At 49.4% G+C, this 21,421-nt stretch carries 19 protein-coding genes and 1 pseudogene; 15 read left to right on the top strand and 5 right to left on the bottom strand.

What is annotated here, in order from left to right:
* Positions 1-29 precede the first annotated feature (29 nt).
* Together GTPT_RS10850 and GTPT_RS10845 are read left to right on the top strand one after the other, a co-directional pair.
* A complete protein-coding gene (locus GTPT_RS10850; protein ID WP_025903173.1) occupies positions 30-1,661 on the top strand; it encodes a GMC family oxidoreductase in 1,632 nt (543 codons plus the stop codon).
* A gap of 495 nt (positions 1,662-2,156) precedes the next feature.
* Entirely contained in the window at positions 2,157-3,080 is a 924-nt protein-coding gene (locus GTPT_RS10845; RefSeq protein WP_029990414.1) for a hypothetical protein, read from the top strand.
* A 309-nt stretch (positions 3,081-3,389) separates the two neighbouring features.
* On the opposite strand, the gene GTPT_RS10840 is transcribed toward GTPT_RS10845, so the two are convergent.
* Positions 3,390-4,277 carry an EamA family transporter gene (locus GTPT_RS10840; protein WP_025903171.1) on the bottom strand — a complete coding sequence of 296 codons (888 nt, stop codon included), beginning with the start codon at positions 4,275-4,277 and terminating at the stop codon, positions 3,390-3,392.
* A 305-nt stretch (positions 4,278-4,582) separates the two neighbouring features.
* On the opposite strand from GTPT_RS10840, the gene GTPT_RS10835 reads away from it, so the two are divergent.
* The 5 genes from GTPT_RS10835 (at position 4,583) to GTPT_RS10815 (ending at position 10,748) form a co-directional block, all read left to right on the top strand.
* A complete protein-coding gene (locus tag GTPT_RS10835; RefSeq protein ID WP_029990410.1) occupies positions 4,583-5,284 on the top strand; it encodes a nitroreductase in 702 nt (233 codons plus the stop codon).
* Positions 5,281-6,432, top strand: a complete 1,152-nt coding sequence (locus GTPT_RS10830; protein WP_025903169.1) for an AMP-binding protein — start codon at positions 5,281-5,283, stop codon at positions 6,430-6,432. The genes GTPT_RS10835 and GTPT_RS10830 overlap by 4 nt, the downstream gene beginning before the upstream one ends.
* Positions 6,429-7,556: a thiolase family protein gene (locus GTPT_RS10825; protein WP_029990408.1), complete on the top strand. Its 1,128-nt coding sequence runs from the start codon at positions 6,429-6,431 to the stop codon at positions 7,554-7,556. The genes GTPT_RS10830 and GTPT_RS10825 overlap by 4 nt, the downstream gene beginning before the upstream one ends.
* A gap of 333 nt (positions 7,557-7,889) precedes the next feature.
* On the top strand, positions 7,890-9,275 hold the full coding sequence (locus tag GTPT_RS10820; RefSeq protein ID WP_029990406.1) for a diaminobutyrate--2-oxoglutarate transaminase: 1,386 nt from the start codon (positions 7,890-7,892) through the stop codon (positions 9,273-9,275).
* A 12-nt stretch (positions 9,276-9,287) separates the two neighbouring features.
* Positions 9,288-10,748: a pyridoxal phosphate-dependent decarboxylase family protein gene (locus tag GTPT_RS10815; protein ID WP_025903166.1), complete on the top strand. Its 1,461-nt coding sequence runs from the start codon at positions 9,288-9,290 to the stop codon at positions 10,746-10,748.
* A 300-nt stretch (positions 10,749-11,048) separates the two neighbouring features.
* Here the strand turns inward: GTPT_RS10815 and GTPT_RS10810 are convergent, their stop codons facing one another.
* Complete coding sequence (locus GTPT_RS10810) at positions 11,049-11,654, bottom strand: TetR/AcrR family transcriptional regulator (protein ID WP_025903165.1); 606 nt, start codon at positions 11,652-11,654, stop codon at positions 11,049-11,051.
* Between the two features lie 155 nt (positions 11,655-11,809).
* Between GTPT_RS10810 and GTPT_RS10805 the strand changes: the two genes are divergently transcribed.
* On the top strand, positions 11,810-13,009 hold the full coding sequence (locus GTPT_RS10805) for an MFS transporter (protein WP_029990405.1): 1,200 nt from the start codon (positions 11,810-11,812) through the stop codon (positions 13,007-13,009).
* A gap of 85 nt (positions 13,010-13,094) precedes the next feature.
* Here GTPT_RS10805 and GTPT_RS10800 read toward each other — a convergent pair whose 3' ends face one another.
* Entirely contained in the window at positions 13,095-13,361 is a 267-nt protein-coding gene (locus tag GTPT_RS10800) for a DksA/TraR family C4-type zinc finger protein (RefSeq protein WP_025903163.1), read from the bottom strand.
* A gap of 564 nt (positions 13,362-13,925) precedes the next feature.
* On the opposite strand from GTPT_RS10800, the pseudogene GTPT_RS18060 reads away from it, so the two are divergent.
* The 3 genes and pseudogenes from GTPT_RS18060 to GTPT_RS10785 all read left to right on the top strand — a co-directional run.
* Positions 13,926-14,079: pseudogene (locus GTPT_RS18060) on the top strand (aspartate aminotransferase family protein); the annotation flags it as partial.
* Positions 14,080-14,807: 728 nt separating this feature from the next.
* Entirely contained in the window at positions 14,808-15,269 is a 462-nt protein-coding gene (locus tag GTPT_RS17840; RefSeq protein ID WP_241964905.1) for a hypothetical protein, read from the top strand.
* A 12-nt stretch (positions 15,270-15,281) separates the two neighbouring features.
* Positions 15,282-16,058, top strand: a complete 777-nt coding sequence (locus GTPT_RS10785) for a hypothetical protein (RefSeq protein ID WP_029990403.1) — start codon at positions 15,282-15,284, stop codon at positions 16,056-16,058.
* Between the two features lie 347 nt (positions 16,059-16,405).
* Here GTPT_RS10785 and GTPT_RS10780 read toward each other — a convergent pair whose 3' ends face one another.
* Positions 16,406-17,026, bottom strand: a complete 621-nt coding sequence (locus GTPT_RS10780; protein WP_038011378.1) for a lytic polysaccharide monooxygenase — start codon at positions 17,024-17,026, stop codon at positions 16,406-16,408.
* A gap of 530 nt (positions 17,027-17,556) precedes the next feature.
* On the opposite strand from GTPT_RS10780, the gene GTPT_RS10775 reads away from it, so the two are divergent.
* Together GTPT_RS10775 and GTPT_RS10770 are read left to right on the top strand one after the other, a co-directional pair.
* Positions 17,557-17,829, top strand: a complete 273-nt coding sequence (locus GTPT_RS10775) for a hypothetical protein (protein WP_029990401.1) — start codon at positions 17,557-17,559, stop codon at positions 17,827-17,829.
* Between the two features lie 14 nt (positions 17,830-17,843).
* Positions 17,844-18,182 carry a type II toxin-antitoxin system RelE/ParE family toxin gene (locus GTPT_RS10770; protein WP_025903157.1) on the top strand — a complete coding sequence of 113 codons (339 nt, stop codon included), beginning with the start codon at positions 17,844-17,846 and terminating at the stop codon, positions 18,180-18,182.
* A gap of 352 nt (positions 18,183-18,534) precedes the next feature.
* Here the strand turns inward: GTPT_RS10770 and GTPT_RS10765 are convergent, their stop codons facing one another.
* On the bottom strand, positions 18,535-18,978 hold the full coding sequence (locus GTPT_RS10765; RefSeq protein WP_029990399.1) for an NUDIX hydrolase: 444 nt from the start codon (positions 18,976-18,978) through the stop codon (positions 18,535-18,537).
* A gap of 404 nt (positions 18,979-19,382) precedes the next feature.
* On the opposite strand from GTPT_RS10765, the gene GTPT_RS10760 reads away from it, so the two are divergent.
* Positions 19,383-19,877: a M48 metallopeptidase family protein gene (locus GTPT_RS10760; protein WP_029990398.1), complete on the top strand. Its 495-nt coding sequence runs from the start codon at positions 19,383-19,385 to the stop codon at positions 19,875-19,877.
* A 1,051-nt stretch (positions 19,878-20,928) separates the two neighbouring features.
* On the top strand, positions 20,929-21,213 hold the full coding sequence (locus tag GTPT_RS10755; protein WP_025903153.1) for a hypothetical protein: 285 nt from the start codon (positions 20,929-20,931) through the stop codon (positions 21,211-21,213).
* Positions 21,214-21,421 lie beyond the last annotated feature (208 nt).

Below are 21,421 nucleotides of genomic sequence, written 5' to 3'. Positions count from 1 at the left end.
TTACGAATTTGTAGTATTTCGAGGTGGTTATGTCTGAGCAATATAGCGCTGATGTGGTAGTGGTAGGCGCAGGGATTTGTGGTGGTACCGTCGCAAAAGAACTGGCGGAAGCCGGATTATCGGTACTGGTTCTGGATGCCGGCCCGCGCTGGGAGAGGGGGGAAGTGGTTGAAAACTGGCGTAATATCCCCCCGGTCAATAAATCAGAATCTGATTATGCGACACCTTATCCGCCGGAACCCTGGGCGGTTCACCCGCAGTTATACCCGTATAACAACTATCCGGAAGTCTCCGGCCCGGATGCCTCTGCATTTCGTCAGGGGATGATTAAAGGTGTCGGCGGGACGACCTGGCACTGGGCGGCATCGTGCTGGCGCTTTCTGCCCCCGGATCTGCAATTACACACCACTTATGGTGTGGGGCGTGACTGGGTAGTGACTTATGATGAATTAGAAGATTATTACTACCGTGCCGAAGTGATGATCGGGGTTAATGGCCCGAACGACACGACGCTGAAATATGTTGCACCACGTAAGAAGCCGTTCCCGATGGAACCGATGCCTTACGGTCCGGCCGATCGCCGTTTTACGGAAGTGGTGGCTACCGCCGGGTACGAAAATACCCCGGTTCCGCAGGGGCGTAACAGCCGCCCTTATGACGGACGTCCGCAGTGCTGCGGTAATAACAACTGTATGCCTATCTGTCCTATCGGTGCCATGTTCAATGGTATCCATACGATTGTGAAAGCAGAAAAAGCCGGTGCGAAAATTCTGCCTAACGCGGTGGTCTACCGGTTTGAAACCGATGAGCATAATAATATTACGGCTCTGCACTATTACGACCCGGATAAGAACTCCCACCGCGTCACCGCACGGACCTTTGTGCTGGCCGGTAACGGTATTGAAACACCGAAACTGTTATTACTGGCAGCCAATGATCGTAACCCTAACGGTATTGCGAACAGTTCAGATATGGTCGGCAGAAATATGATGGACCATCCGGGGATCCTGATGAGCTTCCAGGCGTCAGAGCCTATCTGGACCGGCGGAGGCTCTGTACAGATGAGTTCCATCACTAACTTCCGTGACGGTGACTTCCGCAGAGAGCATGCGGCGATTCAGATCGGGATGAACAATACGTCCCAGAACCATAAAGCGGGTGTGAAAGCACTACAGATGGGCCTGGTAGGTAAAAAGCTGGATCAGGAAATTCGTCGCCGTGCGGCCTGCGGTATGGATATTTATGTTAACCATGACGTACTGGCCAACCCGGACAACCGTCTGACCCTGAGTACTCAGCGTAAAGACAGCCTGGGGATCCCGTATCCGCATGTTACTTATGATGTCGGGGATTATGTGCGTAAAGCGGCGGTCTCTTCCCGTCAGCACCTGATGCAGATAGCGAATCTGTTCGGTGCGACAGAAATTGAAATGACGCCGTACTTTAACCCGAATAACCATATCATGGGCGGAACTATCGGGGGGCATGATCCGAAAGACTCCGTCGTGGATAGCTGGATGCGTACCCATGATCACCAGAACCTGTATATTGCTTCCGGCGGGGTAATGGCAGCGGCAGGAACGGTTAACTCGACACTGAGTATGGTTGCGCTTTCTTTGCGGGCGACCGACAGTATTAAACGCGACCTGCAGCACGGCTAACGGAAAAGATACAAAAGCAAAGGCCCCTTCACGGGGCCTTTTGTCAAAGCACCGTCCCGTTTTTATTGCGCTAAGGCTTTACGCAGCGTCTTCACCTCACCGGCAGTCACGGCCGGTGCTGCATTCCCCCAACTATTACGGATATAGGTCAGGACATCTGCGACATTCTGATCAGAAAGAACAGAAAACTACGGTGATTGTACGGATTAACGTCCGGATCAATATCAGCGCCATGGCACGTGAGTTTACTACCTGCCGGCAAAACATACTCAGTGTAAAGACAGGGCAGTAATGACCCTGTGTTTACAGTTGGACAGTCTGTTATCTGCCAGGAGCAGTCGTTGCTTACAACAATCTAAGTTGAACATTGGGGAGCAGGCCACCATCTGTTACCACTCTGATTTATCCGGTGAAGGAAATTGTGCGCCTTTACGCTCTGTTCAGAGGTAAAGTAAGGAACCTTTAGCTAGGAAATTCGTTTACCGGAGTGATTGTATGTTGGAAAAGATTCACGCGACTGAGGTGAAATATATCAAGCTGGGGGAGGGAGGAGAATGGGAACATGAGTGCCTGACATCTGGCATTATTAAATTTGGATACCACAAAACGCCCCATAAGATGTGCCTTGAGGAAAAGTGGGAGGATGTGCAGAAAGTCTGGGAAAAAGAAAGGAACAATAACCAGTCCACTGCCAAAAATGATGTCAGGCAGATAAAGACGTTTTATACCGCTACTCCCGATACACTCTTCATTACGTTTAGCCAGGGGTTATTGCATTGGTGCCATCCTTCCGGAGAGGTCACCGAACTGGAAGATGGCAGCAGGATCCGCCAAACGGTGGATGGATGGCACAGCCATAGTCTGGCCGGTAACCTGCTGTCCCACAGCGTCCTGAGCGGTGCTTTACTTGCTACACAGAATTACCGGGGAACCATCTGCGATGTGCGTTTGGCCGATTACGCTCTGCGAAAAATCAATGATGAGCAATCGCCGGAAATCATCAACGCTGATAATGCTAAGGCTCAGTATCTGATGGCTATTACCAGTTTGTGTAGTTTGCTTACCTGGCAGGACTTTGAGTTGCTCGTAGATCTGATTTTCTCTGCCAGTGGATGGAGAAGAACTGGGAGCCTTGGCAAGACACAGAAGACTGTCGATATTGAACTTGAACTGCCCACTACCAAAGAACAGGCATTTGTGCAGGTGAAGTCTGTTGCTAATCAGTCTGTATTCTCTGAGTATCTGTCACGTTTCCAGACCAGTGATAGCTATGATCGGATGTTCTTTGTCTGGCATCATGGGACATTGAGTGAGGATCTTCATGCTGAAGGCGTCACTATGATTGGGCCTACGAAGCTTGCAGAACTCATACTGGACACCGGGCTAGCCCGATGGCTTAGAAATAAGGTTGCGTATTAGCTCGCCATCTTATCGGTCACAGGCATTTTTTATAGACGATGCCTTTTCTTTCTCTGTGTCTTGGATAGCTAAATTTGGCCACTTTCAAAGGTATGTTAATGTCCGCTTATCGCTCACAGCGGCCCATCATGCCAGCTCAATCAAAAACAGGATTAACGCGATATTTTCCGCTTTCCAGGCGGCGCCTTTGTGTCACTGGCAATACCTTATGCTGCAACACATAGTCGGGAATGACAGGTGTTTATATCGCACCCCTCCGGCACGCAAGTAACGTTGTGCCGGAGGGAGGGCAGGAAAAGATGGTGAGTCTTAGTCGGTGGCTTCCTGTGATACCGGGCGTTGCGGTGAGCGTGTCGGGTGGGTGTAATTAATGCCGATGGCAATGGCTATCAGACAGCAGCCTGCAATCAGCCTCAGCACCGGAACATCATTCCCCCAGAGCAGCATATTAATAATCAGTCCGACCGGCACATGCAGTTCGTTGAAAACGGACAACGTCGCGACCGAGACCAGCGTACTTCCTTTCGCCAGCCAGTAACTTCCCAGCGCTGTGGCGACCACACTCAGATAAACCAGCACCGTCCACTGGGCGCCGGTTTGTGGCAGATGGCCCTGCTGACCGAAGAAGTAATAGAGCGGGGCGGTAATGATCAGCGCGCCCAGGAAGAAGTGACCAAACAGCTTAGGTAACGGAACATCCGGCTTATATTTCAGCAGCAGGCGGCGACAGATAACCTGTCCGGCGGCAAACGTCAGGTTCGCCAGTTGCAAAAGCCAGAAACCTTTCCAGAAATGCCCGGTCAGCGGATGGTAGTGAATGACAATCCCGCCGGAGACGGCAAACAAGGCGGCGACCAGCGTCCAGGGATTAAACCGTCGTTCCAGCGCATTATTCAGCAGACTGATATAGAGGGGAGTTTGTGTGGTAAACAGCAACATCTCCGGCACCGTCAGCATAGTGTAGCTCTGATAAGACAGCGCATAGGTGACGCCGAACTGAAGGGCACCGGCGAACCATAACCCGGCAATTAACCGTTTCGGCAGATTACGCCATACCATAAAGGGAACAAAAATCAGGGTGCCTGCCAGCGTCCGGAAGAATACGGCGAAATAGCTGTCAACCTGGCCGGCAAGGAAATGGCCGGTCAGACTGAATGAGGATCCCCAAAGGAAGGTAACGATCGCGAGATACCACACAGAGTTGTAAACCTATATCAGAAAATTTGGTTGACGATTATGTGGCGGATGGCGCATTTACGCAAGTCCCCGGCAACAGATGATGGGCTACCGGGCAGATTTAAGGGGCTATAACGGAAGAAAAATGCAGAAGTTAAGAGATATGAACGTACCCGCCAGCCTGTTCCCGGGCGGCTTTCGGGGGGGAAAGACTTGTAAGGCTGTGGTCATAAAAATAGTTTACAGCTATACTCGGCACATCGGGTCAGATTACCGTTTAACGGTGACTGTCTTATTTTTTGTCCTTTGTTCAGGCTGTATTTACGATGCGCAATCCCCGTCATCCGTTGTCAGAATTACTGACTCAACGCCATTCCTGTCGAGCCTTCCTTGATGAACCCGTTCCTCTCAGCGATATCAGGCATATCCTGCAGGCAGCCCGTCGTGCCCCCAGTGGTGCGAATCTGCAACCCGGTATGTTCCATATCTATACCGGCGAGCCGCTGGCAGAAATGACGACTCAGCTAGCCCTGATAGCTCAACAGCCTCCTGAAGAAGAACTGTATAGCTATTTTCCCCGACCGATGCCTGTGTATCTGAAACAACGTCAACGGGAAGCAGGTTATGCACTCTATCAGGCGCTGGATATTCATAAACGCGATATTGAGGGACGCCGCCGTCAGTTTGCAGCGAACTATCGCTTCTTTGATGCTCCGGTCGGTATTGTCGTGACACTCCATCGGGAGATGGGGGCCGGCTGTTTTATGGATCTTGGGATGGCGCTGATGAGTTTCTTTCTTTCCGCTCAGGAACTGGGCTACGGGACCTGCGGTATCGGTGCGCTGGCAAATTACGGCCGGGCCATTCATCAGTTACTTGCGTTACCTGAACAGGAAACCGTGATCTGTGGTATTGCTCTGGGCAGGCCGGACATGACGGCCGCGGTTAACGGCTTCCGTACCGCCCGTGCGCCGGCAGAGGAGTATTCCACGCTGCATGGATTTACCGACAGGGAGGACGGAATATGAGGGCGGAGGCTTATTTTCGTTACCAGGGCGTTGCGCTGGAGAATGCTGGTGGTGAAGTCGCCGATGCGTTGCAGCGGGTAGTGACTGCTTATACGGGCGGTCTGACATTCCGGGCGATCAGTCAGTCACCATGGATTGAAATCGGTCACGATACCGGGCATATCGAATGTACAACCTGTGGCAGTAGCGGGATCCCTAAAGTGATCCGGCGGCCTTTTATCACATGGCAGAAAACCTTTGACCTGAACCGGCAGCTTTTTGGCCTGACCGCCGGGGATCGCAGTGCCATTTTTGGCGGACTGAATCATTCACTGGCTCTGTACGGCGTCTGTGAGTCGTTACACCTCGGGATGGAATGTGATTTTGTCACCGGTATGCGTCCGCGTGCTCAGGTTTTGCAGTTACAGGCTGCCGGGACTACGGTGCTGTATATCACACCGACACAACTGCGTTTACTGACCGGCAGCGGGGAGACATTGCCGAAGGTACGGTTGATCCTTTGTGGCGGGGGAAAGCTCGATGCAAAAACCCGTGAACGTGCTGCCCGGTATTGTCCGGCGGCGACCATCCATGAGTTTTACGGGGCATCTGAAACCAGTTTTATTACTCTGGCTGATGCAGAAACGCCCGGGGGCTCAGTCGGTAAGGCCTATCCCGGCGTCAGCATTGAAATACGTGGTGTTCAGCAGGGTGTGGGCGAAGTCTGGGTGGATAGCCCGTATCTCTTTTCCGGCTATGCTGCCGGGGGAAGTGAGGAAACCCGGACAGACGGGAATTTTATGACCGTCGGTGAGCTGGGTTTCCTGGATCCGCAGGGGCATTTATGGCTGTGTGGTCGTCGCAGCCGCATGGTAACTATCGCCGATAAAAATGTGTATCCGGAAGCCGTCGAAGCACTGCTCAGTCAGTATTCAGACAGCGGGTTATGTGCGGTCATTGCCGCCCCGGATGCCAGCCGTGGCCACATATTACATGCCTTCATTCAGGGACATCCGGATCCACAGCAGGAGAAGGCACTGCGCAGGCTTATCACCGAACAACTGGGTAGTGAGATGGTTCCGCGCCGTTTCTGGTTCCTGCCTGACTTCCCGTTACTGTCAGCCGGTAAAGCTGACCTGAAACGTTTAGAGGACTATCTGAAAACGTGAGTGTCATTATTGCAGCGCTGCGTAGCGCAGTGGTTCCGCGGGGAGGCGCATTTGGATCGCTGAAGGTTCACCAGCTGGCAGAGCCGGTGATCACTGCACTGCTAACGCAGAGCGGTATTGCTGCTGCGGAAGTGGATCAGCTGATTCTGGCTAATTCACTGGGAGCCGGGGGGAATCCCGCCCGGATGACTGCTCTGGCGGCCGGAATGCCAGGGGTTTCCGGGATCAGTATTGATACCCAGTGTGCCGGCGGACTGGATGCAGTGGCTCTGGCTTCTGCGCTGGTGGATTCAGGCGCTGCCGGGATCGTGATTGCCGGCGGCGCAGAAAGTTATTCCCGGCGTCCGCTCCGTGGGGAGACTTTTGCCGATGGTCGCCCGGCCTGTTTTTATACCCGTCCGCCGTTCAGTCCGGATCCCGCGACGGATCCGGATATGACGGAAGCGGCGGATACCCTGGCGGCGCAATATTCTCTGACCCGTCAGGCCCAGGATGCCTGGGCGATAGACAGTCACCGAAAAGCGATGGCAGCGCGTGACCGGCTGCAACAGGAAACCGTACCGATAGCAGGGATCGTCACTGACGGTTATCCGCGCCAGCTAAGTGAGCGCCTGGCAGCCCGTGCTCCGGTACTGTCCGGGACGGTGAGCCTGGTGTCTACCGCTGTTGAAGCTGATGGTGCGGCTTTCTGTCTGGTGGTTTCCGATGCTGTCGCGGCCCGGCTGAAACCCGTCAGCGGGCTGACCATTTGCGGTTCCGTCAGCGCCGGTGCAGACAGCCGTTTACCAGGATATGCGCCTGTGGTGGCGCTAAGGCAGTTATTCTCTGAATTTCCGCGGGTGGATCCGAAGCAGTGTGTCACTGAACTGATGGAAGCCTATGCCTCGCAGGCGATAGTTTGCCTTCAGGAAAGCGGGCTGGATTTGCAACAAACGAACTGCGGTGGCGGGGCGCTGGCCAGAGGCCATCCGATCGGGGCTTCAGGTGCTATTCTTGTCTGCCGCCTGTTTCATGAGCTGCAACGTTCAGGCCGCAGTTATGGGGTATGTGCCATTGCGGCCGCCGGCGGCCTGGGCAGCGCGATGTTACTTTCTCAATACGAAGCCCATAACCCCCATCACTAGAGAGTTATACGGGGCAGCCGGATAAAACGTCATCCGGGGGGGCTTCTGAGTCCGTCAGTTAGTACAGAATACCCGCAATCACTGAAAGGGAATTTACCCGTCAGTGATTAACCCTTCGACAATGGACCGGGATTTAGTTACAAAACCGATCCGGCCGCAAGACAGAAAATGCTTTCTTATCGTTGATTTTTAAAGGAAAACTCTGAAAACCCTGAAAAGTAAAAACAGTTGTCACGCCCTCTTAAAACACATATATTAGCCGCGCTTTATAGACCCTGTTTTTTAACCTTTTATTCAATCCGGCACAGAGCTACTCCGGGTTGTAGGAGTGATATGATGACGGATAAAGTCCGTATGAATACTTTGAATGCGCATTCATTACCACAAAGCAATGAAAACTTCTTAAACAGACAGTCTGAGTTTGAATCAAACGTCAGAAGTTATCCGCGCAAATTGCCTCTGGCGATTGCTAAAGCACAGGGCGCGTGGATCACCGATGTTGAAGGTAAAGAATATCTCGATTGTCTGGCCGGTGCCGGTACGCTGGCGCTGGGTCATAATCATCCGGAAGTGCTTGAAAGCATCCAAAGTGTTATCACCAGCGGATTACCGTTACATACACTTGACCTGACCACCCCGTTAAAAGATGAGTTCTCAGCTTATCTGTTATCGTTGTTACCGGGTGAAGGGAAAGAATACTGCTTACAGTTCACCGGACCTTCCGGGGCCGATGCAGTGGAAGCGGCACTGAAGCTTGCAAAAAAAGCGACCGGGCGGAGCGGTATCATCAGTTTCTCCGGTGGTTACCATGGTATGACCCACGGTGCACTGTCCGTGACGGCCAACCTGTCGCCGAAAGAAGCGGTTGATGGCCTGATGCCGGAAGTGCAGTTCATGCCTTATCCGCATCTTTACCGCTGCCCGTTCGGCCTGGGGGGTGACGCCGGCGTGAAAGCGATTTCTTACTACTTTGAAAACCTGATCAACGATGTTGAAAGTGGAGTCCGTAAACCTGCGGCCGTGATCCTGGAAGCCGTACAGGGTGAGGGCGGTGTTAACCCGGCACCGATCGAGTGGTTACAGCGCATCCGTAAAGTGACCGAGGAACACGGTATTTTACTGATCCTCGACGAAGTTCAGGCCGGATTTGCCCGTACCGGTAAGTTCTTTGCCTTCGAACATGCAGGTATTGAGCCGGATATTATTGTGATGTCTAAAGCTGTGGGTGGCAGTCTGCCACTGGCGGTACTGGGTATTAAAAAGAAAATTGATGTCTGGTCTCCGGGGCACCACACCGGTACTTTCCGCGGTAACCAGATGGCGATGGCGACCGGTCTGACTACGCTGAAGATCCTGAAACAGGAAAATATCGCAGATCAGGTGGCTGAGCGCGGCGAATGGCTGTCCGGTGAACTGCGTAACCTGCAGAAACGTTATCCGGTGATAGGCCAGGTACGTGGTCCGGGCCTGATGATCGGTATCGAAATCGTCGACCCGTCCAAAGCACAGGATGCGATGGGCTCTTACCCGGCTGACGGGCAGCTTTCTGCACTGTTGCAGAAAAAATGTTTCGAAAATGGCCTGATCCTGGAGCGTGGCGGGCGTGATGGTTGCGTTCTGCGTCTGCTGCCATCCTTGCTGATCACCAAAGAAGAGCTGGGTATTTTCCTGCAGAAATTTGAACAGGCTCTGCTGGACGCCGGTGTTCAGCCTGTATAACGGAGTCAGTTAATGTCTGATATCAATCCGATCCTTTCCGGGTCGGCTGAAAGCATTGCCGCCTACCAGGCGGCTATTGAACAAAGTACCGCGGCTGTCGTTGAATGGCTGAAACAGCCTGAAATGTATCAGGGGAAAACGGTTGAGCAGTTACGTGACCGTATTTCACTGAACTTTACTGAACAGGGCCTGGGGAATGAGGCGACCATTGGTCGTGCGGTTGAATATTTCCTGAAAGATAGCTTATCGGTTCATCATCCGCAGTGTGTGGCGCATCTGCATTGCCCGAGCCTGGTGATTAGCCAGGCCGCGGAAGTGCTGATCAATGCCACTAACCAGAGTATGGACTCCTGGGATCAGAGCCCTTCAGCCACTATCATTGAGATGAAGCTGATCGAATGGCTGCGCAACTCTGTCGGTTATCCGGCCGGTGATGCGGGTGTCTTCACCAGTGGCGGTACGCAGAGTAATCTGATGGGACTCATGCTGGCCCGTGACGCCTTTTTTGCGCGCCAGGGCCATTCTGTCCAGCAGCAGGGCCTGACCGGTGACCTGAGCAAAATCAAAGTCTTCTGCTCGGAGCACGCACATTTCTCTGTACAGAAGAATATGGCGCTGATGGGGCTGGGTTACCGTTCAGTGACTCAGGTAAAAACAGACGCGTTCTCCCGGATGGATGTGACCGATTTGGCCGCCAAACTGACTGAGGCGAAAGCCAGGGGTGAGCAGGTGATGGCCATCGTGGCGACGGCCGGTACCACTGATGCCGGGGCGATTGACCCGTTGCATGAAATTACTGCACTGGCCGCAGAGCAGCAGATTTGGGTACATGTGGATGCCGCCTGGGGCGGGGCGTTATTACTGTCTGAGAAATATCGTCACTTCCTGGATGGCCTGGAAAAAGCAGATTCTGTGACACTGGATTTCCACAAACAGTTCTTCCAGACCATCAGTTGTGGCGCATTCCTGCTGAAAGATGCCAGCCACTATGAACTGATGCGTTACCAGGCGGCATACCTGAACTCCGGGTTTGATGAGGAGCAGGGGGTTCCTAACCTCGTTTCTAAATCACTACAGACCACGCGCCGCTTTGATGCGCTGAAACTGTGGATGGGGCTGGAAGCGCTGGGCCGGAAAAAATATGCCGAAATCATCGATAACGGCGTGACCCTGGCACGACAGGCGGGAGAGTATGTGGCTGAACAGTCCGATCTGGAACTGGTTATGCAGCCGCAACTGGCCAGTGTTTTGTTCCGTTACCGTCCGGCGAATGAAGTGCAGGGCGGCATTGCCTTACTGAACCAACGGATCGGCGACGAACTGCTGGCCAGTGGCAGCGCAAACGTGGGCGTCACCGAAGCAGACGGTGTCACCTGTCTGAAGCTGACCTTACTGAACCCGGTGGTAACACTGGATGACGTTAAAGTTCTTCTGACCAGCGTGCAGCAAACGGGTAATCGTTTAAGCGCATAATCTGATGTTCTGAACCGATGACTTCCGGGTTGTCGGTTTTTTTATATCTGAATTAGTTACAACATACAATAAGGCCTGTTAATTAATAATAAGGTGCGGCCTTTGAAAAAAGCAGACACTGTAAACTCAGAACACTATAGATGCTAAGCAGAGCAAAATAGGGCAGATAACTGTGGAGGCGGGCCTTATTTATTTTAACTGACCCGTCCATGCTATTTATTGGGCCGCCAGTGCTGGCAATTCAGAACCGGAAAGGGCCAGACAGAGCGCAGGATGTAATCACACCCGGGTCAGACAAACCTACAAACGTGCAGAGTCCCATAGTTTCATTATTTGCGTGATGCTCAGTAATACCTCCTCCAGCGGCACATCATCCCGGGCCAGCGTTGATATGCCCATCAGAAAACTGTCAAAACAGGCTGCCAGCGCAAGAGTCGCTTCATTATTGATGAGTTCACCATTATCGATGCCTCTTTGTATACAATATCTGATACCCTCGAGAGTCCGTTGCCTTGAGCCCTCAAGAGGCTTAAGAATGTCGCTGTCATTCTGGCAGGGAAACGCTACGCTGAGCGTAACCATACATCCCCTTGGATGTCCGGGTTCATACTGCATTTTTGCCGAGTTGATCAATGTCATCTCTAGTGCCAGCCGTGGGTGAAGATCAGGGTCCCGCAGCGATGATGTCACCTGTGCATGTGAGTTCAGATAACAGTTAACCGCCTCACTAAAAAGTGCTGCCTTTGAGCCAAATGCTGCATAAAAACTGGGGGCAGTGATCCCTTTTCCTATTACAGCCTTAAGTTGCGCCAGTGATGTTGCCTCATAGCCCTGTTCCCAGAAAAGGTGCATTGCCCGGATAACGGCTTCATCTCTGTCAAACTGCCTTGGTCTGCCTGTTCTCATCGTATTTCCTCCAGACATATATATTAAACGATACAAAAAAGTTGACAACCACAATCACTGCATCCAACATATGTATCGATCGATAGATTAGTTATGGCAGTGAATACCCTGCACCTGATATTCAGGAGCAGGGACAAATTAAGGGTTTGTTTTCTATGAAAGAAATTAAAATTAATGACACACGGGATGACACACGGGAATTGCCCGTTCTTGCGCTACTGGCACTGGCGATGACGGGATTCATTTGTATACTGACTGAAACTATCCCGGCAGGGCTTTTGACTGGCATAAGTTCCGGACTTAATATATCCCCGTCAGTTGCCGGACAGATGGTTACCGCTTATGCGGCGGGTTCACTTCTGGCAGCTATTCCCCTGACCATCCTGACCCGGACATGGTCCAGACGCTCAGTTCTGCTCGCGACCGTATGCGGATTTTTGCTCTTTAACAGCCTGACAGCTTTATCTGACAGTGTTGCTATCATCCTGTGTGCACGGTTTCTTGCCGGATCGGCAGCGGGTCTGGCATGGAGTTTAATTGCGGGTTATGCAAGAAGAATGGTTTCAGCTTCACTTCAGGGCCGGGCACTGACGCTGGCCATGAGTGGAACGCCCGTTGCACTTTCCCTTGGTGTACCGGCAGGAACCTGGCTGGGAGATCTTCTGGGGTGGCGCCTGACTTTTGCCGTTATGTCCGGCTTGTCAGTCGTACTGATGATCTGGATTATTCTGGCTGTACCTGATTATCCCGGACAGTCCCTCAGGCAAAAGATACGACTGACTTCAGTCCTGTTAATTCCGGGGATCCGTCCGATTCTGGGGGTGGTTCTGACCTGGATGATTGCGCACAACATTCTGTACACTTATGTCGCACCTTTCCTTGCTCAGTCAGGTCTTTCTTCTGATGTGGATGTCGTGCTGCTGATTTTTGGCCTGGCTGCAATGGTCGGAATTTTCATCACCGGCAGAGTGATAGATTCTTGTCTGCGTGTCGCAGTATTACTCTCACTCTCAGTATTTGCCCTTGTTTCGATTATTTTTGGTATTTGTTCCACGTCTCCGACGGTGATTTATCCCGGAATAGCCGTATGGGGTCTTACATTCGGTGGAGCCGCGACATTACTGCAAACAGCCCTGGCAGATACCGCAGGCGAGTATGCCGATATTGCGCTTTCAATGAATGTTGTGACCTGGAACAGCGCTATCGCTCTTGGTGGCCTGACTGGCGGATTTTTACTCAGAAATGAAGGGGCAAGCGTTTTACCCTGGGTACTGGTTGTGCTGTTAATTATTGCTCTGATAATTGCTTTTCGTGCCAGGACGCATGGATTTCCCTCGGGGAACAGACCTTCATAAACTATTTGATGATATTTTAGCCGGGGAGATGAAATTTATGCTCCCTGTTATTTTCCGGATAGCGCAACTCACCACCCATAAGTCTTTATCGAAGCTGACTGTCTTTGCTACCTCGCCGGTTATAACCACTTTCGATGGCATTTTTTTTATCTTTCTTTGTCTGGCAATTAACACAGTAGCGGACACCGGCCAGTGCCTGCCGGCGGGCTTCAGGAATGGGTTCACCACATTCATCGCAGAATTCTGCGCTTTCGCCATGCCCAAGATTGTCTCTTGCTCTTGCGACAGCATCTTCAATGGTTGCATCGATTTGTTTATTGACGGCACCGTCATCAGACCAGCCACCGGCCATAATTTATCCTCATAAATTTCCCGGAACAATAAAGTATAGACGAAAACTGCCGGCTTATATCCCGGGTACAGTTGATAAGGCTCAGTTGCTCCCACGCGAGGGGAATTCAGGGTAAAAATTACACAAACCAATGGCGTCGCTACGTGAAATCGGAGGGAAGAGCAGGGGGGGTAATGTCCGTTTTTTCACGTAGCGACACCCGAAATATATCTGCATATTTATTACAAAAGCGGATATCAGTGAGCAAGTGATGAATTAATGTACTGTTAATGTCAGCAATACCCCGTAAGAATGCACTTCCCCCAATCCTCACGACCATGGCGGACAGCAGCCTGAGAAGCGAAGAGCCAGTCATATTCGACGGTGACAAATTCTGCATTCCATGACTTATCAGTTTTTTTCCAGAATCGCATAGCGTGCATGCGGAGTTCTGTTTTCGATTATATGGGATGGGGCATATCATCAGCATAAGCCGGCAGACCAACACTGCCAGGATTAACGATTATCCTTTGCGTACACGTCATTCCGCACGTTTTATTATTATCCACTCCCGTTTCTAAATAACTACAGACCACGCGCCGCTTTGATGCGCTGAAACTTTGGATAGGGCTGGAAAAAATATGCCGAAATCATCGATAACGGCGCGACAGGCGGAAGAGTATGTGGCTGAACAGTCCGATCTGGAACTGGTTTTATGCAGCCGCAACTGGCCAGCGTGCAGCAAACGGGTAACCGTTTAAGCGCATAATCTGATGTTCTGAACCGATGACTTCCGGGTTGTCGGTTTTTTTTAATATCCTGGTTAGTTACAACGTACAATAAGGCACCTTTACTAATAAGGTGCAAGCATTAAAAATTAAGATCCCGATTTAAGGCCTGATAAAACAGAGATGTGCAGTAGTGTGCTTATTCATTGGTTATCCTGAACTTTAACGCTCTCATTTCTCCCTTCGGAAGATCCTCTTTTAGCATAAGCAGCAAATCCCCCGATACATTAATATGGCTATATATCAGCGATGATGTCCGCCTCCGGCATCTATGGGTCAGTGAACCGGTGGTGCACCAAAGAAGTGAGAGCAGTGTCAGGCTTTTAGGAGTCATTATCAAAAGAGATAGTTTTTCTATATCGATGAACACTATCATAATCTTCGATATCCGGACAGCCCTGAGCTGCTGCAGGACGGATCGCAAAGGCAGGAAGAGTAGGTTAAGCGACTTCGGGGATTTGCAGACGATGTGGTCTTATGCAACGGACAACGGTAACTAAGCCATTTGAGCCGGTAGTGTAGTACAGGTGGCGGCAATATAAGCGCAGGTGGTGCGTGAGCAGTAATAGAAGGGTCGGGTGAAGAACGGGGGTATCCGTAGCTCTGGCGAACTGATTTTGTTTAAGTTTCTTTCGACGCATGATGCTGACATTAACTTTATAACGTGCAAGGGATTAGCATGGAAATTATCGGCGACAACACCTGTTTCACCAGTCTCAGACCTGAATATAAAACAGTTCAGTGTCGCGGAGAACAGCATAAATACTGGCTTGAACTACGGTTCGTTGATGAAAACAACACCCCGGTTTCAGGGCTGAACGTGAGGCTTGAGTACCATCCGCTGGCGTCAGCCAGGGATGTGGAGATGTGGCGGCAATCCGGCTACGACTACAATCCGACACCGCCGCCCAATCCTCCCTATATTCATAATCAGGTGCTGGAGCTTGCCGATCCGGTGCGGGATATGGACCGGAAAGCCATGCGGGCCCGGTTCCGGGAGGGCGTTGAAAAAAAGGCGAGCTTCAGTCATCCGGATGAGGTTGAACGTAATCGTGAGTTTCTGGCCCTTCATGACATGTTGTCGGTTGCGCTGAGGCTGACACAACCGGGAAAAATGCCCTGCTGCGCTTTGCGGCGGTAACGGAGGAAGAAGTTGAATTTTCTGAATAAAACCACCGTCATTGCGTGCGCGGTGACGCTTCTTTCCGGGTGTGATAACCGGCCTGACAAAACGCTGTCTCCTCCGGTGGATGCAAAGTGGGTGGACGTCACTTTCCGGGAGCCGGAGGGGATTACGCTGCAGCCCGCCGGGCTGCTGTACCGTTCGGCACAGTGCAAATCTGTGCGCTATAACTCAAGCAATGAACCGCATGATATACCGGGTTATAACGATATTGAGCGACCCTTCGGTGCCTCTGATGGCGATAATATCCGCCGTCTGCGGATTACCGTGGATGGCGGCGGCCCGTGCCAGTGGCAGCTGAACTCACTGATAGTAAGCTTCAGAATTGCGGACAATGTTCCCCTGGTGGAGGGAAAAGAGGTTATCGATACCAGTTATATTTTTGATTTCGGGGACTACGGACTCAGTGATGGTTACGGGACTGGGCGGGCCAGAGCATTCAGCGGCGAGAGACTGGAACTGAAGACAGACTTTTTTCCTACAACATTCATTAGTCACATGTTTAACAAGACTACCCTGAAACTTTTCGGCGGGGATACGGATGATGAAAAGTGGAGCCGGCGTTATCAACTGGAAAGAACGGAGTTCATAACAATAGAACCACAGTTTCATGCTAAAAAAAACGTGTTTATTGAGGCTGATAAACAGCGAGGATACGGGATGGTTATAACCTATCCAGAGGGCGAGGAAGAACATGTCAGGAAGGTTAATCCTGATTATCAGAGATTGTTGTTATCGCTGAAATAAAAAACCACACGAAAGGAACTTCCTGAGATCTTTTCTTATCGCGCGTAGTCTCTTGCCCTGTAAACGAAATAAACACAGCTACCAACAGTGGTTCGTTTGCCGGATAGAGCTACCAATGCCGGCTTATATCCCGGGTACAGTTGATAAGACTCAGTTGCTCCCACGCGAGGGGAATTCAGGGTAAAAATTACACAAACCAATGGCGTCGCTACGTGAAATCTGAGGGAAGAGCAGGGGGGAAACCACCTATTTTTCGCGTAGCGACATTGAGTGAAATCAGGTTCTGACGGGTAAATATTAACTCACCCCGGCTTATCACCAGGATAACTGAGGTGAGTGATTATCTATCAGGGCTTGATATTGGCATCAATAACCTGATAAAACGCATTGGCTGTATCGGCGACGTCCCAGATACCCAAAATGACATGATAGCCAGTGTAATCGGCCGGGATTTTGCAATCTTTGATCGTGACTACCGAGGTATCCGGTAATTTACCATTATCATCCTGTTCACAAATAGGTTTACTGAGATCAAACTGTGCACGGGTCAGTTTACTGTTTGGATCCCAATCCTTTTTAGTAATATAGAAGCGCCATCTCTCGGTTTTGTGCGGAGCTGTCAGGTGCCAGGTAAACGTGTTATCTCCGGTCGACAAAGTCACATGATGCCAACGGGTTGTTGTTTGTTCGTCAAGCTCTGAATAATTCTCATGCCCGGCACTGGCAATATGACCATCAGCAGGTCCGCTCTCAGGAAATCCCTTAGCCGCTTCCAGTGACTGAGGTTCATATTGAATTGAACCACAATCTTTATTCAAGTTTCCACCTTGCGATGAACACAAATAAGCTCGTGAGGGTGGATCAATAACAAAACCATGCCTTGGAGAGTTCTCAGCAGCATAACTCGTTATAGAAATGGACACTAACGCAATACCGGATAATGCAGATAAAACCATATTCTTATTCATGGACTATCCTCCATAAACTACGAAAATTTAAGGGTTATCTCATTGTGGCTAGTCATTCCGGAAGAATGAGATCTAAGTATAGGAGGAAATTTAATCGAACGGATTAGTTTTTTAATTTATTAATTTTCTCTGACACTTCTTCATCATTACACATTTTTGAGGACGCCGTTCCGCGGTGTCGCCAGGACACAGATATTTTCAGGCAGAATTTTTCGAAAAACGGGACTCACACAGTGGCGTCGCTACGTGAAATCTGAGGAAAGAGCAGGGGGGTAATGTCCGTTTTTTCACGTAGCGACACCCGAAATATAGCTGCATATTTATTACAAAAGCGGGTTTTCCAGAATCGCAAAGCCTCCTATCTTTATGTGGATAAATATGTACTCAATTAAACCCCTAGTGATATACTATAAATATGTGCTGCCCGCGCCGCACTAGCGAGAAACCCGCTTTGCAATTCAGCAAAGTCTTAACAAACGAGGAGCAGAGATTGCTGTTCTCGCCAGTGAATCTCAATTGAGGAAAAACTTATGTCTGCTAAAACCATGTCCCAGAAACTCGCAAGAGACAGTCTTGGAAATGCACAAAATTTTGAAGGAGGTATGTACGTCACGAAAAACGGTGTAGCAGAACTTTTCATTCAGACCGCCGCAGAACGCCAGGCAGAGCTGAGAGAAATTGAAAATGAACGAAATATAAATGCCCTTTTTAAGCTGGCAATGATGGCTAAAAAGGAAATCGCAGACGGTAAAGGTATGCCACCTGAAGAGGCTTTAAGGAGGTTGCGTGCCGCAAGAAAATAAAAGGAAGGTGTTAAGTGTCAAAGCAGTATTCAATCGAAGTTGCACCAATGGCGAACGAGTGCCTGAAGGATATTGAGTCATATAAAAGTGGTACTATCGGAACACAACACGCAGCCGAGTTAGTGGATAAGTTGCTGATGGATTCGGTAGAAAATATCATGGAAGACCCCGAAAGATACCGCTTTAATGCCCATCTTGCTGATCGGGGGTTGATGTTACGTGAAAGGTTAGATGTTGAGAGCGAATATCGGGTGCTTTATGATTTTGACGGTGAGCATATCGAACTACTACTTTTCGTCAGCATGAAGCAGGACTTCGAAAAAATACTCTACCGCTTTAACATACTGAAATGACACTTGATGCCCGGTGATTCCGGGTTTTTTTATGCCTGTACTTGGGTCTACTTTCGTATTTAATCCAAGCGGTGGAAATGATTGGCTGAAGGATTAGATGGATTGTGATATCTCATTTAACATAATATACATTATACGAACCAAGATAATCCAGGCCAAATAATGATGGATCCCGGGTAATCTTAATCGCCGGCATCTGAACCTGTCTCTGGCGATGAACGATAACTGAGATCTGCGGCCATTGTGCCAAGCTGATCATCCAGTGTTTCAACTCAGTTTTCATAACGTACTGCAGGAACGCAGCAAACCCCAGGCCGGCTATGTTTCAGAGCTCCATCCTGGTACTTTTGGTTTAACCCTGCGCTGAGCAGATATCAGGGATATTTGACGGGTAAACAATGTCGTCAGTATTTCTTAGTTCATTGAGATCCCACCAGTGATAATTATCAATGACTGATTTTTCATTTTCAGTCCATCCGTGGGTGCTGATATCTTCATGATCTATTCTGATTAAATAAAATCTCTCATATGCCAGAACCAGCTCACCGCTGGGTAGCGTCATTTCAAAAGTTCTTTCAGTTAACGATTGGCCCACATCGCCAACATCAATACCGGTTTCTTCTTTGAGTTCCCTGATGGCGGCCTGCTCAAAAGTTTCTCCTGGTTCCACACCTCCGCCGGGGGTCGCCCAGTATGCTTTACCTGCCAGCGCATCATCTTCATGCCTGAACCTGAATAATAAAACCTGATTTAGGGAGTTGATGATAATCAAACGTGCGGAATGACGTGTGCGCAATGGATAATTCCTTTTCTGTTTTCAAGGTAAGACAGAATAACTGATTTTGTGGATAAAAATAAAACAGGAACGATTTTTAAGTGACATGTCATTGCAGGCTATCGGACATTTCAGGTTTACCTGAAACCGGTCATCTCCGGATACACGATCGGTCCCGGTAAATCCGGCTCTTACTCCCCTTTCCTTCTGGTATCGCTACGTAAATTCTGAGGAATTATGTGGGGATTACCCCTGCATTTTTTACGTAGCACCGCCAGAATTCAGGGGCAAAATGGCTGTATACGGATATTAACCGACAGTTAAATATCTTTCTGACACATGTTTTTTCTGCGGAACCCTACTGTAGCCCGGTAGCGGCCCGTTTATGGTATGATATCGTCCAGATTTCTCGTTATCCTGTATTTATGAAGCCATTAAAGTATCTTCAGGGATATCCCCCTGACATTATCCGCCAGATCCAGACCATCTCTGACCAGGGAAAACTTGGGCGCTGGCTGATCCATAAATATCCTGACCGGCATGATATACAGAGTGATAAGTCCCTGTATCAGTATGTCGATAGCTATAAACAGCGTTACGTGCGGAACGCTTCTTCGCTCTCAAAGGTATATTACGATAATAAACAAAACCCGATCACCGGCACGTTAGGTACGAATACCTTTATCTCACGGGTTCAGGGCGGAAAGCTGAAAGCGAACAATGAAATCCGGATTGCGACTTTATTCCGGGAGGCCCCGGAACCGTTTCTTCGAATGATCGTGGTTCATGAACTGGCGCACCTCAAAGAGAAAGAACATAACAAAGCCTTCTACCAGCTTTGTTGTCATATGGAACCGGATTATCATCAGTTGGAGTTTGATATGCGATTATGGCTGAACTGGCGCGATCAGCAGTCCTGACCTCTTGCGCCTGCTGATTGCGACAATCGGCTTTGTTATTGATTTGGGAGCTGTTCTTCCAGACAGCTCTTATTTATATGAACCCCTGATGTATGTTGTAACTAAAAAAAAGGCTTGCAGGCCCTGCTTTTGCACTAACGCCGACCGCTGAACAAAAGTATACGTCCTGTACTCCCGTACCTTAATGGTCACTGTAACCTTCAGCTGTCCCGCTAAATTGTATTATTCTTCTGATGACGGTCACTGCATCTTTCAGTATCCGGAGACGTCCCTCTGCGTGAGTTTCTTCGGATTAATTTCCTGAACAGTGTATTTATTAAACGTGAAGTCATAGAATGGCAGAGGTCACGCAGTATATATATTCTTTTTTTCAGGGATCAGTAGTTATTCACGCCAGGGATATTTATTTTAAAACGATAATTGAATTTCAGCGCCCACTATTATCTTACCCTGCCCGCAATATTATATTGACTGAAGAACTTCATACTGCTGTTTATTCTAAGAATACATAGCTCTGAATATATTTTCTCACGGAGTTATTTGAGAAAGATATCCCTGCGGCAGAAACTATCACCGATTAACGTCCCGGGCAGGACGCTTGATGCCGGGAAGATGAACGCGCACAGGGTTTTGTAACTAATTTGTTGTTATTATTTACATTATAGCTACAAATATAATTTGTTTTGCCAGCTCCCTGCGATCCTGTCGTCGATGACTACAGAACCCGCCCCTTACTGAAAACCTCAATCGACTGATTTGCATTGGTATTTTTTATTTCACTTAAAATACGGAAAGAAACAGTTGATAAAAAATGTAAAGGCTAATAAATTAATCAAAGAACAGGTTTTCAAAGGAAAAATCTATCATTGATTTCTTGACTGTAATCCGGAATCGTTTTACGCCCTCTGCCCGTTTATTTTATGTCGCATTATTGATTCCCGGTGGCTGGCAGTACGTTTCTGCGATCGGTAGAGATCTATCATTATCTGAATCTGATTTATTAATTTCTTCGATGACTATATACCAACGAATTTTATGCACGGAGTAATGAATGAAAATATTCAGGGTCGGGGTTAGTTTGTTTTTTTTGTTTTTCTGTCTCAGCAGTTATTCAAGTGACGGAACCATTCAATTTACCGGATATATTTATCAGTCTGCATGTGGTTACGATTATCATAATAGCGAATTTAATTGCCCGAAGACTATCCGGCCCGTGGCGACACAAGCCTTGCCTCAACTCACGACAGCCACGCTTCCGCCGGATTTCGGTACCAGTCAGATGAACTGGCTCAATACGACCCATTCACGCGGAATTATGACCCTGTCTTACCGCTGAGCTGAGAGCTCCCCTCTGCCGGTTTATGTTCACCGACAGCATGTCTTCAAAATTACCGGCAGATGAAACCATCGATTCAGTCTGCTTTTTCTTAGTGCACCCTTCGCGCGACTGATGATGTTTGCACTGTTCACGTGCATCATCACGATGCAGCTCAGAATTATTTAACCCCCTGTATCTCCACTAGTTTATATGTATCCCGTCAAAA

The organism is Tatumella ptyseos ATCC 33301 (assembly GCF_000735525.1).
Lineage (GTDB): Bacteria > Pseudomonadota > Gammaproteobacteria > Enterobacterales > Enterobacteriaceae > Tatumella > Tatumella ptyseos.
Note: the sequence above shows the minus strand (reverse complement) of the source record. Positions and strands in the feature narration are given on the sequence as shown.

What these genes read in the sequence shown, in the direction of transcription:
- GTPT_RS10850 (WP_025903173.1), top strand. Translation starts at nt 30, where the DNA reads ATGTCTGAGCAATATAGCGCTGATGTGGTAGTGGTAGGCGCAGGGATT.
- GTPT_RS10845 (WP_029990414.1), top strand. Translation starts at nt 2,157, where the DNA reads ATGTTGGAAAAGATTCACGCGACTGAGGTGAAATATATCAAGCTGGGG.
- GTPT_RS10835 (WP_029990410.1), top strand. Translation starts at nt 4,583, where the DNA reads ATGCGCAATCCCCGTCATCCGTTGTCAGAATTACTGACTCAACGCCAT.
- GTPT_RS10830 (WP_025903169.1), top strand. Translation starts at nt 5,281, where the DNA reads ATGAGGGCGGAGGCTTATTTTCGTTACCAGGGCGTTGCGCTGGAGAAT.
- GTPT_RS10820 (WP_029990406.1), top strand. Translation starts at nt 7,890, where the DNA reads ATGATGACGGATAAAGTCCGTATGAATACTTTGAATGCGCATTCATTA.
- GTPT_RS10815 (WP_025903166.1), top strand. Translation starts at nt 9,288, where the DNA reads ATGTCTGATATCAATCCGATCCTTTCCGGGTCGGCTGAAAGCATTGCC.
- GTPT_RS10810 (WP_025903165.1), bottom strand. Translation starts at nt 11,654, where the DNA reads ATGAGAACAGGCAGACCAAGGCAGTTTGACAGAGATGAAGCCGTTATC.
- GTPT_RS10805 (WP_029990405.1), top strand. Translation starts at nt 11,810, where the DNA reads ATGAAAGAAATTAAAATTAATGACACACGGGATGACACACGGGAATTG.
- GTPT_RS10800 (WP_025903163.1), bottom strand. Translation starts at nt 13,361, where the DNA reads ATGGCCGGTGGCTGGTCTGATGACGGTGCCGTCAATAAACAAATCGAT.
- GTPT_RS17840 (WP_241964905.1), top strand. Translation starts at nt 14,808, where the DNA reads ATGGAAATTATCGGCGACAACACCTGTTTCACCAGTCTCAGACCTGAA.
- GTPT_RS10780 (WP_038011378.1), bottom strand. Translation starts at nt 17,026, where the DNA reads ATGAATAAGAATATGGTTTTATCTGCATTATCCGGTATTGCGTTAGTG.
- GTPT_RS10775 (WP_029990401.1), top strand. Translation starts at nt 17,557, where the DNA reads ATGTCTGCTAAAACCATGTCCCAGAAACTCGCAAGAGACAGTCTTGGA.
- GTPT_RS10760 (WP_029990398.1), top strand. Translation starts at nt 19,383, where the DNA reads ATGAAGCCATTAAAGTATCTTCAGGGATATCCCCCTGACATTATCCGC.
- GTPT_RS10755 (WP_025903153.1), top strand. Translation starts at nt 20,929, where the DNA reads ATGAAAATATTCAGGGTCGGGGTTAGTTTGTTTTTTTTGTTTTTCTGT.